Raw genomic sequence first — 18,046 nt, 5'->3', positions numbered from 1 at the left:
TCGCTCCCCGCGGCGTTGTTTTACGCAATTAACAGTTGATGATTGGCCAACAGCGTCGCCAGATCCGTCTGCACGCCGTTCAGCGTTACCAGCGTGGTGGGCGTGAACTGACCGCCCGTCCCGTCCAGGTCAACCTGGATCACGGTGTTGCTGCCGTTTTGCACAACGCGGATGTAGTCGGCGATGTTACCCGCGCTGCTGTCCAGCGTCGCCACGCCGTTCACGTAGCTCGCCGAGCCGGTGCCGGTATAGCCGCTGTCGGAAAGCAGGTCGCGCAGATCGATACGGTCCGTATCCGCCGTCCCTTCCCAGGTGCCGACGGTAAAGCCGTTCACCACATCGCTACCGTTGCCGCCCGTCGCGTCAGACGCGTTGATCAGCTTATAGAGCAACGTATCGTGACCGCCGCTGCCGATGTTGAAGGTGTCGTTCCCGCCCCGGCCTTCGAACTGGTTATCACCGCTGTTGCCGGTGATCACGTCGTCATAGTCGGAGCCGTTAATCCCTTCAATATTCAACAACCGCGTGGTACCGAATCCGGTGTCCTGCGCCGTTGAGAGGCGCAAATCAACGGTTATCCCAGAGGTGGCATTACGGTAATCCACCACGTCCATGCCGCCGGTATTGCTCCAGGTGTCGTAGTCGGAATGGGTATTCCAGCCGCCGGAGCCGTTATAGGTATAGGTCCCATCCTCTGCGATAAAGGTGTCGTTATACCCGGTACCGGTAATGGTTCCGCTGTGGCCGCCGGTGGCCGCTTCGGCGGTGAGAACATAACCCTCTTTGCCGTTGCCCGCGTCCAGGCCGGTCCAGGTGACGTTATCCGACACGCCGTTGGTGATCTTCACGATCTCCGCCGAGTAGGTTTCGTTCGGATCCAGCCCGTAGAAACTCACCAGCGCAGAGGTATCGTTCGAACCAATGCCGGACTGAGCGTTGATGATCTGCGAGGCCACCAGCACGCCCGCAGCGTTATACAGATTGACCGTGTTGCCGTAGTACGCGTTGATGCCTTCGCTATCGACAATGTGCAGATGCATCGCGGTACCGTCAGCGATCTCCGCATTGTTCTGCACCAGCACCACCTTACCGTTCTGCTGAGACACCAGCAGATCCTGCGCACCGTCCCAGTTGTAGTCCACCGCGGCGACACCGGTGACGTTGGCCAGCCCAGAAGCCAGCTGGCTTGAAGTCCAGGTTGAGCCGTAGCCGTTGTTGGTGAACAGGGTCGCCGTCTGTGAGCTGCCGTAGGTGCTGAGCTTGATGATGTCCATCTGCCCGTCACCGTTCCAGTCTACCGCCACCGACAGATAGCCAGCCGTGGCGTTAGAGGCTTCCACCGCGCTTTTGGTCGTGGAAAGCTGCCCGGTACCGTCGTTGTAGTAAATCACCCCGCCGTTGTTGTTGTAGCTGCTGCCGAGGTACAGATCCATGTAGCCATCGCCGTTAAAGTCCGCCCACGTCATGGAGGCCGCCGTGGTGGTATTCGAGGCGTTGGCCACAAACACGTTGGTCAGGTTCTGGCCAATGGAAAGCGTACCGTTCCCGTTGTTGTTAATCACGGTGAGCGAGTACGCCCCGCTGCGGTTGGTGTGCTGCACGATGTCCACGGTACCGTCGTTGTTCAGGTCGACGCCGGAGATTTCACGCCCGGAATCGAACTGGCCGTAGAATCCACCTTCCCCGCCGGTGCCGTCCGGCGACAGAACGCCGTTGGTATTCACCAGGTAGGTCAGGGAGTCCATACCGGCATCGCCGTACGCCAGATCAAGATAGCCATCGCCGGTTTTGTCGTAGGCAATTACGCCGCCGTACCAGATGGTGGTCCCCATCGCCAGCTGGCTGGCGGTGTAGCTGCTGCCATCGTAGGTCCACATCACCTGCGTAGAGCCCGCGTAGGTGTTCTCAGTTGCGAAAATATCCTGGGTGCCGTTACGGTCAAAGTCAGCTGCCGTCTGGCTCACCACATAGTAGCTACGGGTGTTAGTTAACGTATTCCCGGCATAGGTTGAATCATCGCTGCTGGAATAAGACTGTCCGTTAGCAATGATATTCCACAGCCCGCTGCTGTTCATGCCGAGGGTCATGGTGGAGTTGTTGCTGTTCCCCGCCGTGGTCGCCCAGTCGGTATTCACCGAGGTGGTATCGATCACCAGGCTACCGGTTGCCGTACCGGTGGTGTTACCGTTGCCCGCGCTACTCTTCACCTGCGCGGTTACGTCGTAACTCGCCACACTCAGGGCATCGCTGTCCGGGATCTGTAGATACCAGGTATTGTGATCCGGGTCGACGACCACCGCACCGCCGGTCTGGGAGGTGTAGGTTTTCCCGTTCACCGTCACCACCAGGTATTCACCGTTCACCAGGTCTGCGGAGACCGTACCGCTGACAATCGGCGTGGTATCCGAGGTGGTCTGGGCAGTAATCGCCGCCGTGGTGGTCGGGATGCTGGTATCGACGTTCAGCACAAAGCCATCCGATTCCGTGTAGTTACCGGCTTTGTCGGTGACGCGCAGAATGTAGGTGTGATTCCCGTCGAGCAGGCCGTTGTCCTGATAGGACCAGCTTGCGCTGCCGTTCATCGTGACCTGACCCAGCAAGATCCCGTCCCGGTAAAGCTGCACGATTTCGCCATCTTCCGGAGCGCGGTTAAGCGTACCGTTGATCAGCGGCGAGGTATCGTCCGTCGCGACTGATGCGCCGTACGTGCCTGTACGTTCACCTTCCCCGTCGGTATAGCTGACCACCGTTCCCACCGTGTCAGGCGGCGTGGTATCAACCGTTACCACCTGCGAAGAGGTTGAGCCGACGTTGCCCGCCTGGTCGATGATCCGCACCTGGTAGGTGTAATCCCCATCTGCCAGATCGCGGGTATCCGTATAGCTCCAGCGCTGGTTAGTGACGGTAGTGTCAATCCAGGTATTACCGCCGTCGAGGCTGATCTGTACGCGCTCGTCGCTGGCCAGCGCGCTGCCCAACGAGCCGTTGATCGTCAGCGAGGTGTCCATGGTGATGAAATCACTCCCCGACTGCCCGGTATCTTCGCTGATGCTGTCAATGGTGATGCCGTACTGCGGCGCCTGGGTATCCACCGTCACGTCCTGCGTGGTGGTGGCCCCGACGTTGCCCGCCTGATCGACAACCCGCACCTGATAGCGGTAGTCGCCGTCGGCCAGGGTGCGGGTGTCGTTATAACTCCACCGGGTGCCGCTTACCGTGGCGTAAACCCAGGTGGTGCCGCCATCCATGCTCACCTGCACATACTCACCCGCCCCGAGTTCGGCCCCGAGCGTCCCGTTGAGCGTGTACGAGGTCGAACTGGTCAGGAAGTCGTTGTTATCGAAGCCGGTATCAACGGTGATGTTATCAACGGTCACCGTAATCGCCGCATCCGGGGCAACCGTATCGACGGTCACCTGCTGATGGGCGCTGGATCCCACGTTGCCCGCCGCGTCCACTACGCGAACATAGTAGTCGTAGGTCTGGTTATCCAGCGTACGGCCGTCCACGTAGTACCAGCTGTTGCCAGTGACGATCACGTTCTGCCAGGTGACCCCGCCGTCGATGCTGATCTGGGCATATTCGCCGTCGGCCAGCGTTGCGCCGAGCGAGCCGTGCAGCGTCAGGGAGGTATCATTGGTGATAAAGTCGCTGCTGCTCAGGCCGGTATCGTCGCTGATGCTGTCGATGGCGATCGTTTTGCTGGCGTCCGGCGCGACGGTATCAATGGTCACCACCTGGCTGGTAGTGGCGCTGATATTCCCCGCGTCGTCAATCACCCGCAGCTGATAGTTGTAGTCTCCGTCGGCCAGCGTGCGGCCGTCAACGTAGGTCCAGCTCAGGCCGCTGACGCTCACGTCAGTCCAGGTTGCGCCACCGTCGAGGCTGATCTGAGCGTGGTCGCCGTTGCCCAGGGCCGCGCCGAGCGTCCCTTTCAGGCTGATCTGGTTGTCGCTGGTAATAAAGTCGCTGTCGGACAGGCCGGTATCCTGCGAGACGGAATCCACGGTAATAGTCGCCGCCGCAGGCTTCGTCAGATCGATTACCACGTCCTGGCTGTCCGTTGCCCCAACGTTGCCTGCATTGTCGATCACGCGCACCTGGTACTGGTACGTACCGTCGGTCAGGGTACGGCCATCGGTGTAGCGCCAGGTGGTGCCGGTGACGGTCAGGTCAATCCAGGTGGTACCGCCGTCAAGGCTGATCTGCGCCTTCTCGTTATTGCCGAGCTGCGCGGTCAGGGAACCATTCACCACCACCTGGCTGTCGTTGGTGATGAAGTCATTCGCGCTGAGGCCGGTATCGTTTTGCAGGGAATCAATGCTGATCCCCATCGACGGTGCGGTGAGATCCACGGTAACGGTATGGTTATCGCTGGCGCTGTTGCCGATGGCGTTGCTCACCTGCGCGTTAATCACGTACGAACCGCCGTCCGCCAGCGCGGTCACGTCTGCGCTGCCGACCGTATAGCTCCAGGTGCCGTCATTTTGAACGGTAGCCGTGTAGGTTTTACCGTTAAGCGTAATGGTCACCGTCTGGCCCGTTGGCGCATCGGTGGTGCCGCTGATAACCAGCGGCGTGCCGTGCTCGGCGGCGTTGACGATATCATCCTGCGCAAAGGTGTTAATGGCGATGGTCGGCACGTCACCGTTCAGCGTCACGTCGTGCGTTGCGCTGCCCGGGTTACCTGCCTTATCGCTCACCGTAGCCGTAATGGTGTAATCCCCGTCGCTCAGTCCGAGGAAGTCGCGTCCCGGCACGAAGACGGACCAGGAGCCATTCGCCGCCACGGTCGCCTGATAGCTGTGGCCGTTGAAGGAGACGGTCACCGTCTGGCCCTGCTCCGCGGTGGTGGTCCCGCTGATGGTCTGTCCCGCCAGCTGCTCGGCGTTGTTGACGATATCGTCATCGGCCACGGTGCTGATGGTCACGGCTGGCGCGACGGTATCGACCGTTAAGGTATGCGTCGTCTGGCCGTTATTACCCGCCTTGTCGTTCACCGACGCGGTGACCGTCAGCGCGCCTTCGCTCAGGTTGGCAAGATCGGCGGCCGGGACGTCGAGCGTCCAGGTGCCGTCGTTTGCCACAAGCGCAGTGTAGGTTTTCCCGCCCAGCGTGACGGTCACCGTCTGGCCTGCTTCCGCGCTGGAAGAGCCGTGTACGGTGAGCGGCTGTTGGGCTTCCGCCGCATTCAGCACATCGTCGCCCGACAACGTGTTCACGCTAATCACCGGCGCGGTAGTGTCCACGCTGATGGTGTGCGTCGCCGAGGCGCTGTTCCCGGCGCTGTCCTGCGCCGAAACAGAAACCTGGTAGCGCGCGCCGTCGGCCAGGGTGCCCACGTCGGCGGCCGGTACGGTGGTTGTCCAGGAGCCATCGCTCTTGATAGTGGCCGTATAGCTCTTACCATTCAGGGTGATAGTGACCTGCGTACCGCTGGCGAACTGCGCGCTGGAGCCGTTGATGACCAGCGACGCCCCCGCTTCTGCCGCATTGATCACGTCATCGCCGCTGAGGGTGTTGACGGTCAGCGCGACCGATGCGGTATTTACCACCACGTCATGGGTCTGGGTGCTGCTGTTGCCCGCGCTGTCGGTGATTGTCGCGCTGAGGGTCACGGTGCCGTCGGTCAGGGCAGAAATGTCGCTGGCAGGAACGCCCACGCTCCATTTGCCACTGGCGTCAACGGTGGTGGTGTACTGGTTCGAACCTATCGTGATGACCAGCTTATCGCCGACGCTGGCGCCGGTTGCGGTGCCGCTGACGACCTGCGCCTGCCCGTGCTCAACGCTGTTGATGACGTCATCGCCCGCCACGACGTTAAAGCTGACGGTCGGCGGCGTGGTATCGAGCGTAATCGCTTTGCCCGCGCTGCCCGGGTTACCCGCGGCGTCACTCACGCTCACCTGCACGGTGTAGCCGTTATCCGCCAGAGTGGACAGATCGGCGGCCGGCACGTTAATGCTCCAGACGCCGCCCTGCTGAACCTGTGCGGTATAGCTGTTTCCACCGAGGTTAACGGTTACCGTCTGACCGACTTCAGCCGTGGTGGTGCCGGAAATGGCCACGCCCGCAGCCGCTTCGCTGCCGTTGATCACGTTGTCGCCGGCTACCGTGTCAATGGTCACGGTTGGCGCCGTGGCATCGACGCTGTACTCCCGGCCCGCAGACGCGCTGTTGCCGTTCACATTGGTAACGCTCACCTGCACGCTGGCGTCGCCGTCTTTCAGACCCGCAAGATCCGAGGAAGGCACGGTGGCCGTCCAGTTGCCGTCGGCGTCGACTTTGGCGGTGTAAGACTTGCCGCCAAAGGTGATGGTCACGGTCTGGTTCTCTTCCACATTGGAGGTGCTGCCGGAAAGCACCAGATCCGCACCTTTCTCCGCCGCGTTAATCACGTCGTCGGTGGCGATGGCATCAATGCTGATCGCCACGGCTGCCAGATCGACGGTGACGTCGTGGCTGATAGAGACCGGGTTGCCCGCCGCGCTCTGGCCCGCTACGGTGACGGTCACCGTGCCTGCGGCCAGAGCACCCACGTCTGCCGCCGGGATCGCCGCGGTCCAGGAGCCGTCTGCCAGTACCGACGCGGCATAGGTCTTGCCATTGACGGTCACGGTGAGCGTAGTGCCTGCCGCCAGTCCGTCGCTGGAGCCGGTGACAATCAGGTTCTGTCCATGCTCGATGCTGTTAATCACATCGTCGCCCGCGACGGTATCCACGCGCAGGCCCGGCAGGCTGGCGTCGATAGTGATATCGCGCTCGCCCGTTCCCGCATTGCCATGGTCATTAGTGACGGTTGCTGACACCGTTAAATCGCCATTGCCCAGCGCGGTCAGGACGGATTCCGGCACGTTAACGGACCAGGTCAGATCGCTCTGCACCGTCGCGGTATAGGTGTTGCCGCCGATGTTCACCGTCACGGTGTTACCGATGTCCGCGTTCGCCACCTTACCGGTAATGGTCTGGCCTGCGGCCACTTCCGCCGCGTTGATGACGTTGTCCCCCGCCACGGTGTTGATGGTGACGGTTGGCAGCGCGGTATCGACAAGCAGGTTCGCCGTAGTGCTGATGCTGTTGCCCACGCCGTTGGTGGCCGTCGCGCTCAGGGTGTAGCTGGCTTCACCGAGGCCTGACAGATCCGCAGCCGGAACCGTCAGGCTCCAGGTGCCGTCTGCCGCAGTCGTCGCCGTGTAGTTTTTACCGTTCAGGGTCACGGTGACCACGGTGCCTTCCGCCAGGTTGGCGCTGGTGCCGTTGACGCTCAGATCCTGGCCTTTTTCTACCGCGTTCAGGACGTTGTCATCGCTGATGGCGTTGAAGCTGACCGACGGCAGACCGGTATCGACGGTCACATTATGCGTGCCGCTGCCGGTATTGCCCGCCGCGTCGGTGACTGACGCAGTGAAGGTCACAGTGCCGTCGCTGAGGCCGGAAATGACGCTGGCCGGGACGCCCACGCTCCAGTTACCCGCCGCGTCCAGCACGGTGGTGTACGACTGGCCGCCGATGGTGACGGTGACGGTGTCGCCCGCCGCCGCGCCGGTGGCGGAGCCGCTGATAATTTGCGCCTGATTGTGTTCAGCCACGTTAATCACGTCGTCGCCTGCCACGGTGTGGATGGTCACTGCCGGAACGGTGACGTCCACCGTCAGGGTGTGGTCCACCGACGCCGGGTTACCCGCCTTGTCGCTGACGGCCGCGGTCACGGTGACGCTGCCGTCGGTTAATCCTGCAAGGTCAGCTGCCGGCACGTCCAGCGTCCAGCTGCCGTTCGCGCTGACGGTTGTGGTGTAATCTTTGCCGTTCAGCGATACGGTCAGCGTCTGGCCTGCTTCGGCGGTACTGGTGCCGGAGATTGCCAGGTCTGACTGCGCTTCCGTGGCGTTCAGGATATCGTCGGTGGCAATCGTGTTGATGGTCACGGACGGCGCGGTAGCATCCACGCTGTACTCGCGTCCCGCAGACGCGCTGTTGCCGTTCACGTTGGTGACGCTCACCTGCACGCTGGCGTCGCCATCCTTCAGGCCAGCCAGATCCGCTGACGGCACGGTATAAGTCCAGTTGCCGCTGTCGTCCACGGTGGTGGTGTAGATCCTGCCGTTCAGACTGATGGTCACGGTCTGCCCGGCTTCCACGTTGGTGGTCGCACCGGACAGCACCAGATCCGCGCCCTTCTCCGCCGCGTTAATCACGTCGTCGTTGGCAAGCGCATTGATGCTGATGGCAACGGTAGCCAGATCCACGGTCACGTCGTGGCTGATGGTGATCGGATTACCCGCCGCGCTGTCACCGGTAACGCTGATTTTCACGGTGCCTTCCGGCCACGCGCTCACTTCGGTGGACGGGATCGCCGCGCTCCAGGTGCCGTCTGCCAGTACCGTTGCCGCGTAATCTTTACCGTTGAAGGTAACCGTCAGCGCCGTGCCCGGCGCCAGCCCGTCGCTGGAGCCTGAAACAATCAGGTTCTGCGCGTGCTCGATGGTGTTGACCACGTCGTCACCCGCCACGGTATTCACGCGCAGGCCCGGCAGGTTAGCGTCGATAGCGATCTCGCGTTCGCCGGTGCCGGTGTTGCCGTGGCCGTTGGTGACGGTCGCCGTCACGCTCAGGCTGCCGTTGCCGAGTGCGGTCAGCACGTCAGACGGCACGTTGACGGACCAGGACAGATTATTCTGCACCGTTGCGGTGTAGCTGTGGCCGCCGATAGTCACGGTCACGGTGTTGCCCGCTTCGGCATTCGCCACGGTGCCGCTCAGTGTCTGGCCTGCCGCCACTTCCGCCGCGTTGATGACGTTGTCGCCCGCCACGGTGTTGATGGTGACGGTTGGCAGCGCGGTGTCGACAAGCAGGTTCGCAGAACTGCTCACGCTGTTGCCCACGCCGTTGGTGGCCGTCGCGTTCAGGGTGTAACTGGCCTGACCGAGACCGGCCAGATCCGCAGCCGGAACCGTCAGGCTCCAGGTGCCGTCTGCCGCAGTTGTCGCCGTGTAGTTTTTACCGTTCAGGGTCACGGTGACCACGGTGCCTTCCGCCAGGTTGGCGCTGGTGCCGCTGACGCTCAGATCCTGGCCTTTTTCAACGGCGTTCAGGACGTTGTCATCGCTGATGGCGTTGAAGCTGACCGATGGCAGACCGGTATCGACGGTCACATTATGCGTGCCGCTGCCGGTATTGCCCGCCGCGTCGGTGACTGACGCAGTGACGGTCACACTGCCGTCGCTGAGGCCGGAAATCACATTCGCCGGTACGCCCACGCTCCAGTTACCCGCCGCATCCAGCACGGTGGTATAAGTCTGGTCGCCGATGGTGACGGTAACGGTATCGCCCGCCGCCGCGCCGGTGGCGGAGCCGCTGATAATCTGCGCCTGATTGTGTTCAGCCACGTTAATCACGTCGTCGCCTGCCACGGTGTGGATGGTCACTGCCGGAACGGTGACGTCCACCGTCAGGGTGTGGTCCACCGACGCCGGGTTACCCGCCTTGTCGCTGACGGCCGCGGTCACGGTGACGCTGCCGTCGGTTAATCCTGCAAGGTCAGCTGCCGGCACGTTCAGCGTCCAGCTGCCGTTCGCGCTGACGGTTGTGGTGTAATCTTTGCCGTTCAGCGATACGGTCAGCGTCTGGCCTGCTTCGGCGGTGCTGGTGCCGGAGATTGCCAGGTCGGACTGCGCTTCTGAGGCGTTCAGGATATCGTCGGTGGCAATCGTGTTGATGGTCACGGACGGCGCGGTAGCATCCACGCTGTACTCGCGTCCCGCAGACGCGCTGTTGCCGTTCACGTTGGTGACGCTGACCTGCACGCTGGCGTCGCCGTCTTTCAGACCGGTCAGATCCGCAGACGGCACCGTGGCGGTCCATTTACCCTCAGCGTCCACCGTGGCGGTGTAGTTCTTGCCGCCGAAGGTGATGGTGACGATCTGGTTTTCTTCGACGTTCGAGGTGGTGCCGGAGAGCACCAGATCCGCACCCCTCTCGGCGGCGTTGATCACGTCATCGGAAGCGATGGCGTCAATGCTGATGGCGACGTTTGCCAGATCCACCGTCACATCATGGTTGATAGTCACCGGATTGCCCGCGCTGCTCTGGCCTTCAACGTTCACGGTGACCGTGCCTGCGGCAAGGGCACTCACGTCCGCAGAAGGGATCGCCGCGCTCCAGGTGCCGTCTGCCAGCACGGTAGCCGGATAGGTTTTACCGTTTACGGTGACGGTCAGCGCCGTACCCGCCGTCAGGCCGTCGCTTGAACCCGTGATAATCAGATTCTGCCCGTGTTCGATGCTGTTAATCACGTCATCGCCCGCTACGGTGTCCACGCGCAGGCCCGGCAGATTCGCGTCGATAGTGATATCGCGCTCGCCGCTGCCGCTGTTGCCCACGCCGTTCGTGACGCTGGCGGTCACGGTCAGATCGCCATTGCCCAGCGCGGTGAGCACAGATTCCGGTACGCTGACGGACCAGGTGAGATTGTCCTGTACCGTTGCGGTGTAGCTGTGGCCGCCAACAGACACAGTCACGGTGTTGCCCGCTTCGGCATTCACCACTGTGCCGCTAATGGTCTGGCCGGTTGCCAGCTCCGCTGCGTTGATCACGTCGTCGCCCGCCACGGTGTTGATGATGACGCCAGGCAGCACGGATTCCACGTTCACGGTGTGCGAGGTGCTGGAGCTGTTGCCGACGCTGTCCGTCGCGGAGGCCGACACGGTGTAAAGCGCTTCACCCAGTTGCCCCACCTCGCTCGCCGGAACGGTTGTGGTCCACTGGCCATTGGTGTCCACCGTGGCGCTGTACGCTTTGCCGTTGAGCATCACGGTGACCACCGCGCCCGCTGCCAGCCCGGAAGCCGTACCTGTGATGGTCAGATCCTGCGTTTTCTCGCTGCTGTTGATCACATCGTCACCGGACACGGTGTCAATGGTCAGCACCGGCGCGGTGAGGTTGACTTCAACCTCGTGCGTTGTGCTGTTGCTGTTTCCGGCTTTATCGGTCAGCGCCGCGGTGATGGTGTAATCCCCGGCGGCCAGGGCACTCACGTCCGCCGCAGGCACGCCCACGCTCCACCTGCCGGAAGTGTCCAGGGTCGCGGTGTAATCTTTGTTATTGATGGTGACGGTCACCACGTCGCCCGCCGCCGCACCGGTCACGGAACCGGTGACAATCAGCGCCTGCGCGTGCTCGGCGCTGTTGATCACGTCGTCGTCGGAAACGGTGTTAATGGTCAGCTGTGGCACCGTGGTATCCACCAGCACATCGCGGTCCGCCGAGGCCGGGTTACCCGCCTTATCCGCGACGGCTGCCGTGATGGTGTAATCGCCGTCGGTAATCGCGCCGATATCCGCAGACGGTACGGTCACGCTCCAGCTGCCGTTCGCCTGTACGGTGGTGGTGTAGTCCACGCCGTTCAGCGTCACGGTCACGGTCTGGCCCGCTTCGGCGTTGGAGACACCGTTAACGACCAGATCCTGCTGCGCTTCGGCCGCGTTGATGATGTTGTTGTCGCTGACGATCTCGATGGACACCGTCGGCGCGGTGGCGTCCACGCTGTATTCGCGGCCCGCCGAGGCGCTGTTGCCGTTCACGTTGGTGACGCTGACCTGCACGCTGGCGTCGCCGTCTTTCAGTCCGCCCAAATCGGCAGACGGTACGGTCGCCGTCCAGTTGCCACTGGCATCCACCGTCGCAGTGTACAACTTGCCGCCGAAGGTGATGGTAACGGTCTGGTTTTCTTCCACGTTGGTGGTCGAGCCAGACAGCACCAGGTCCGCGCCTTTCTCAGCCGCGTTGATTACGTCGTCAGAGGCAATCGGATTAATGCTGATGGCGACTGCCGCCAGATCCACTTTCACGTCGTGGCTGATGGAAACCGGGTTACCCGCCGCGCTCTGGCCGTCAACGGTCACGGTGATTGTGCCTGCGCTCAGTGCGCCGACGTCCGCCGCCGGAATAGCCGCCGTCCAGGTGCCATCCTCCAGCACGGTTGCCGCGTAGGTTTTGCCGTTGACGGTGACCGTCAGCGCCGATCCGCTCGCCAGCCCGTCGCTGGAGCCGGTGATAATCAGGTTTTGACCATGTTCGATGCTGTTGATCACATCGTCGCCTGCTACGGTATCCACGCGCAGGCCCGGCAGGCTGGCATCAATCGTGATGTCGCGTTCGCCGGTGCCGGTGTTGCCGTGGCCATTGGTCACGCTCGCTGTTACGGTGAGATCGCCGTTACCGATAGCGGTTAAGACGTCAGACGCCACGTTAACCGACCAGCTCAGGTCGTCCTGAACCGTCGCGGTATAGGTGTTGCCCCCGACACCGATCGTGACAGTGTCACCGCTCGCCGCGCCGCTCACTTTCCCGCTCAGGGTTTGTCCGGAAGCCACTTCCGCCGCGTTAATCACGTCGTCGGTGGCAACCGCATTAATGGTGACCTGCGGCAGCGCGCTGTCGACCAGCACGCTATGGCTGGTATTCGCGCTATTACCCGCGGTATCGGTCACGCTGGCCGTCACGCTGTAGCTCGCTTCGCCCAGTACCGAGACGTTTGCCGCCGGAACGGTGACGCTCCAGTTACCGCTGGCATCGGTGGTGGCGGCGTAACTGATACCGTTCAGGGTTATGGTGATGCGGGTCCCGCCCGGCTGGTTGCTGGTGCCGGAGATCAACAGGTCCTGGCCTTTTTCGGTCGCGTTGATCACGTCGTCAACCGCCAGGGTATTGATGGCAATCACCGGCGCGGTCAGGGAGACGTCAAACGCGTGCGTCGCGCTGGTGCTGTTGCCCGCTTTATCGGTGAGTGTCGCGGAGATCGTCTGATCGCCGTTAGCCAGCGCGCCCACGTCCGTCGCCGGAACGCCCACGCTCCAGTTGCCGGACGCATCCAGCATCGCGGTGTAGTCTTTCCCGTTCAGGCTCAGGGTAATCACATCGCCCGCCTGCGCGCCCGTCACCTTGCCGGTGACAATCAGCGCCTGGCCGTGCTCGGCAATATTAACAATGTCGTCGCCCGCCACAATGTTGAAGGTAATCTGCGGCACGGTAGTGTCGACCAGCACGGACGCCCCCGCGCTGGCCGGGTTGCCCGCTTTATCGGACACGGTCACCGTGACCGCCGCGCTGCCGTCGGCGATCCCCGCCAGATCCGCCGCCGGAACGTCCAGCGTCCAGCTGCCGTTCGCCTGCACCTGGGCGATGTACTGATTGCCGTTGAAGGTCACGGTGACCGTCTGGCCTGCTTCGGCAGTAGACGTCCCGCTCAGGGTCAGATCCTGCGCCGCCTCTGCCGCATTCAGCATGTTGTCGCCGCTGATGGTGTTGATGGTGACCGCTGGCGCGGCGGTATCGACGCTGAATACCTGCGAGGAAGAGGCCGCGTTGCCGTTCACGTTGGTGACGCTGACCTGTACGCTGGCGTCGCCGTCCTTCAGGCCGCTCAGATCGGCAGCCGGTACGGTGCAGGTCCAGTCGCCGTTGGCATCGACCGTCGTGGTCCAGGTTTTACCCGCAAAGATAATGGTAACGGTCTGGCCCGCTTCAACGTTCGAGGAGGAGCCGGACAGCACCAGATCCTGGCCTTTTTCTGCCGCGTTAAGCACGTTGTCGTCCGTCACGCTGTTGATGCTTATCGCCACCGGGGCGAGATCGACATCCACAACGGTACCGATATTCACCGGGTTGCCGGAGGTATCCTGCGCGCTGGCGCTGATGGTGAGCGACCCGTCCGCCCACCGGGAGACGTCGGCAGCCGGAACCGCAGCCTGCCAGGTGCCATCCGCCAGTACCGAGGCGGAATAACTCTTGCCGTTGATGGTCACGGTGACGGTGCTACCCGCCGCCAGGTCGGTGCTGGTGCCGGAGATAACCAGGTTCTGCGCGTGTTCCATAACGTTAATGACGTCGTCACCGGCGACGGTATCAATGCGCAGGCCGGGCAGCTGGGCGTCAATGGTGACATCCAGGGAAGACGATCCGGTATTGCCGTGCGCGTTCGTCACGCTGGCCGATACGGTCAGGTCGCCGTTACCGAGCGCGGTTAACTGACTCTGGGTTAACGGCAGGCTCCAGGTTAGATCGTCCTGTACGGTGGCCGTGTATGTCTGCCCGCCGAGGATAATCGTGACGGTATCGCCCGATGCCGCGTTAGAAACCTTTCCGGTCAGGGTTTGCCCTGCGGCCACTTCCGCCGCGTTGACGATATTGTCGCCCGCGAAGTTGTTGAGGGTAACAACCGGCAGCGAGCTGTCCACCAGCACATCGTGCGTGGCAGCGGCGCTGTTGCCCACATTATCGGTGACGCTCGCCGTCACGGTGTAATTGGCTTCACCCAGCGCGCTCACCGCAGAGGCGGGGACGGTAACGCTCCAGTTGCCGCTGGCGTCGGTGGTGGCGGTGTAGTTGATACCGTTCAGATTAACGGTGATGGTGGTTCCTTCCGGCTGGTTGCTGGTACCGGAAAGCAGCAGATCTTCGCCCTTCTCTGCCGCATTGATCACGTCATCCGCGGCCAGCGTGTTAATACCGATAACGGGCGTCACAGTATTGACCACCACATCCACTGAACTGCTGCCAGTGTTGCCGGATTGGTCGGTCACGGAGACGTTAATGGTCCAGGTGCCGTCCGTCAGCCCCTGAACGACGGACGCAGGCAGGCCGAGGCTCCAGTTGCCTGCCGCATCCACCACGGTGGTGTAGTCCACGTTATTGATGGTTATGGTGACCAAATCACCCGCCGCCGCGCCGGTGACGGAGCCGCTCAGGATCTGCGCCTGCGAATGGGCCAGCTGGTTAACGGTGTTGGTGTCGGTGACGAAATCGTTGATGGTCACCTGCGGCACGGTGGCATCCACCAGCCCAACGCGGTCCGCGCTGCTGCTGTTGCCCGCCACGTCACTGACGGTGGCCGTCACGGTGACATTGCCATCGGTCAGCGCGCCTACGTCGGCGGCAGGCACGTTCAGCTGCCAGCGACCGTCCGCCTGTACCGTGGTCTGGTAAGATTTACCGTTCAGCGTCACGGTGACCGTCTGGCCCGCTTCAGCGGTTGTGCTGCCGCTGAGCACCAGATCCTGCTGCGCTTCTGCCGCATTAATGATGTTGTCGTCGGTCAGGTTATCAAGCGTAATGGCTGGCGGCTGCGTATCGACGATCACCACGCGTGAGGCGTCCGCGCTGTTGCCGTTGACGTTAGTCACGCTGACGCTCACCTGCGCACGCCCGTCGATCAGCGTTTCCATCGCGCTCGCCGGAACGGTCAGGTGCCAGGAGCCGTCCTGCTGCACCTGTGCAGTAAAGGTTTGATCCGCGAATTTCACCACCACGGTCTGCCCGGCCTCCACGCCCTGCGTCTGACCAGAAAGCGTGACATCCGCGCCTTTTTCCGCCGCGTTGAGCATATCGTCAGTGGTTACGGTATCGATGGTGACGGCCACCGCATTCAGGTCAAGCTCGATCGGGTGTTCAGCCGCCACGGTGTTGCCCCAGGCATCTTCCGCGCTGACGCTGACGGTCATGCCTCCCGCCGTCCATGCCTGAAGGTCCGCCGCCGGCACGCCAATCTGCCAGTTGCCGCTGGCGTTAACCGTGGTGACGTATTCGACATTATTGATGGTAACGGTGATCTGTGTGCCTTCGGCCAGATGAGTGCTGGAGCCGGTTACGGCCAGATCATGCTGCTGCTCGATGGCGTTAATCACGTCATCGCCAGAGATCGTGTTCACGCGCAGGCCCGGCAGTTCGGCGTTGATGTTGATATCACGTTCGCCGGTGCCGGTATTGCCGTGCGCATTGGTGACAGAGGCGCTGAAGGTTAAATCGCCGTCGCCAAACGCCTGGAGGTCGGCCGATGGGATCGTCACGCTCCATTTCAGGTCGCTGCCAACCGTCGCGGTGTAGCTCTTGCCGCCCACGGTGACAGAGACGGTATCGCCCGCCGCCGCGCCGGTGACGCGTCCACTGAGGGTTTGGTCAACCGCCGCTTCGGCGTTATTGACCAGGTTATCCCCGGCAAAGGTGTTGACGATCACCTGCGGCAGCACGGTGTCTACCAGCAGATTCGCCTCGGCGGAGCCGCTGTTACCCACGCTGTCGGTGCCGCTGACGCTGACGGTGTAAAGGGTATTCGCCAGATCCAGCACGTCGGAAACCGGCACCTGAACGGACCAGCGACCGTTCTCAACGGTGGCCTGATAGTTAACGTTGTTCAGCGTCACGGTGACAGCGCTGCCGTTCGGCAGATTACTGGTCCCGCTCAGGCTCAGGGGCTGCATGGCCTCCTGCGCATTCAGGACGTTATCCTGGCTGATGGGGTCAAGGGTAAATTCCGGCGGGTTGCCGCTCAGCGTAATGCCGTGCGTCGCGCTGCCGGTGTTGCCCGCCGCATCGGTCACGGAGACCGAAATGCTGTGGCTACCTTCCCCCAGCGCGCCAATGACGGAGGCAGGCACGCCGACGCTCCAGCTGCCGTCTGCCTGGACGGCACCGGTAAAGGTCTTGCCGCCAACGGTCACGGTGACAATGTCGCCCTCCGCCGCGCCGTTCGCCTGGCCGGAAATAATCTGCGCCTGCCCCTGCTCGCTGGTGTTCAGAATGTCGTCGCCCGCGACGGTGTTGATAGTGACCACTGGAGCTGCGGTATCGACCGTGAAATCGGCGGTGGTGGATGACCCGTTACCCGCTTTGTCGCTGACGTTTACCGTCAGGGTGTGCTCGCCGTTAGCCAGCGCCTGTACTTCACTGGCCGGAAGCGTAACGGACCAGCTGCCGTCGCTGCCCACGGTCGCCGTGTGATTTTTGCCGTTTAGCGTGACCGTCACAATCTGGCCCGCTTCCGCATCGGTTTTCCCGGTCAGCGTCAGCGGCTGATTATGTTCAGCCGCGTTGATGATGTTGTCCTGGGCGATCGTGTCGACAGAGATCACTGGCGAGGCGGTATCCACGCCAATCGTCTGGCTGCCGGACACGGTGTTGCCCGCCGCGTCTTTTCCGCTGACGTTGACCGTCCAGGTACCATCGCCCAGCGCCTGTGCGTCGGCAGCAGGGACCTTCACGCTCCATGCGCCGTTTGCCCCCACTTCTGCGGTATAGGTTTTACCGTTGAGCGTGACGGTAAGCGCCGTTCCCTGCGCCAGGTTTTTGCTGGTGCCGGACAGCGTAAAGCCAGCGGCCTGCTCGCTGGCGTTGATCACGTTATCGCCCGCCGTGGTGGCGAGCGTCACGCTGGTATCCGCTGTAGAAACGGTTACGGTAATACTGCCCGCAGAGGTCGTTTTACTGCCGTCGATCTGTACGACGGACCAGGTATGTTCCCCGTCCGCCTGGGTCAGGAGTGTTACCGTCCAGGTGCCGTCCTTCGCAACCATGGTGCTGGCGATGGTGCTGCCGCTGCCGTCTTTAACCTGAATGGTCGCGCCCGGCTCCCCGGTACCGCTGAAGGTGGGGGTGTTGTCATCCGTGACCTCTTTTGCACTCAGCACGCCCTGCTTGTCACCCGCGTTGTCCGTCAGCAAAAATGTCGGCGTGGCGCTTTCGACTTCTTTTGTATTATCAATAACCCTGGTTTTGGTTTCGCCATCGCCGCCGTGAGCCAACAGTGCGCCGATCGCACCGCCCCCTAACGCCGCACCGGCAATCCAGCCCCACGGCGCATCGCTTAAGACGCTTCCCTGCTCCAGGAAAGGTTCAATGCTGCTAATGGGTGCAGCCTGGGCGGTTAATTCGGTGGCGGCAACGCCTGATGCTTCCCCGGCATCGGCAAATGAAATATGCGTCAACGCCTGGTTATCGTTAAATACCAGTTCGGAATGATTATGGGTTTCCGTGTCTTCGACAAAATAATTATTGCAGCGGATCACGCTGCCATCTTTCATATAAATGAGGAGGTCATTCCCCTGGCGGACATAACGCACCACGTCCTGAGCAGAACCCTGAATTTCAATCACGCTCGGTGAGGAAATAGAGACCGAGAGATTCCCTTCACCGGTTAATTTCGTCTTCTCTGCCGTTTTGCGAATGATGACATCAACAACTTTTGCGGTACTCATATTCTTCTCCTTGCAGGTGC

At 62.0% G+C, this 18,046-nt stretch carries 1 protein-coding gene; it reads right to left on the bottom strand.

All coding sequences use genetic code 11. From position 1 onward, the window contains the following. Positions 1-20: 20 nt before the first annotated feature. On the bottom strand, positions 21-18,026 hold the full coding sequence (locus tag RS584_RS10270; protein ID WP_315749640.1) for an Ig-like domain-containing protein: 18,006 nt from the start codon (positions 18,024-18,026) through the stop codon (positions 21-23). Positions 18,027-18,046: the final 20 nt, after the last annotated feature.

Source organism: Enterobacter sp. DTU_2021_1002640_1_SI_PRY_ASU_LCPMC_013 (assembly GCF_032389435.1).
Taxonomy (GTDB): domain Bacteria; phylum Pseudomonadota; class Gammaproteobacteria; order Enterobacterales; family Enterobacteriaceae; genus Enterobacter; species Enterobacter hormaechei_C.
The sequence above is the reverse complement of the archived record's forward strand: the minus strand, read 5'-3'. Positions and strand labels throughout refer to the sequence as shown.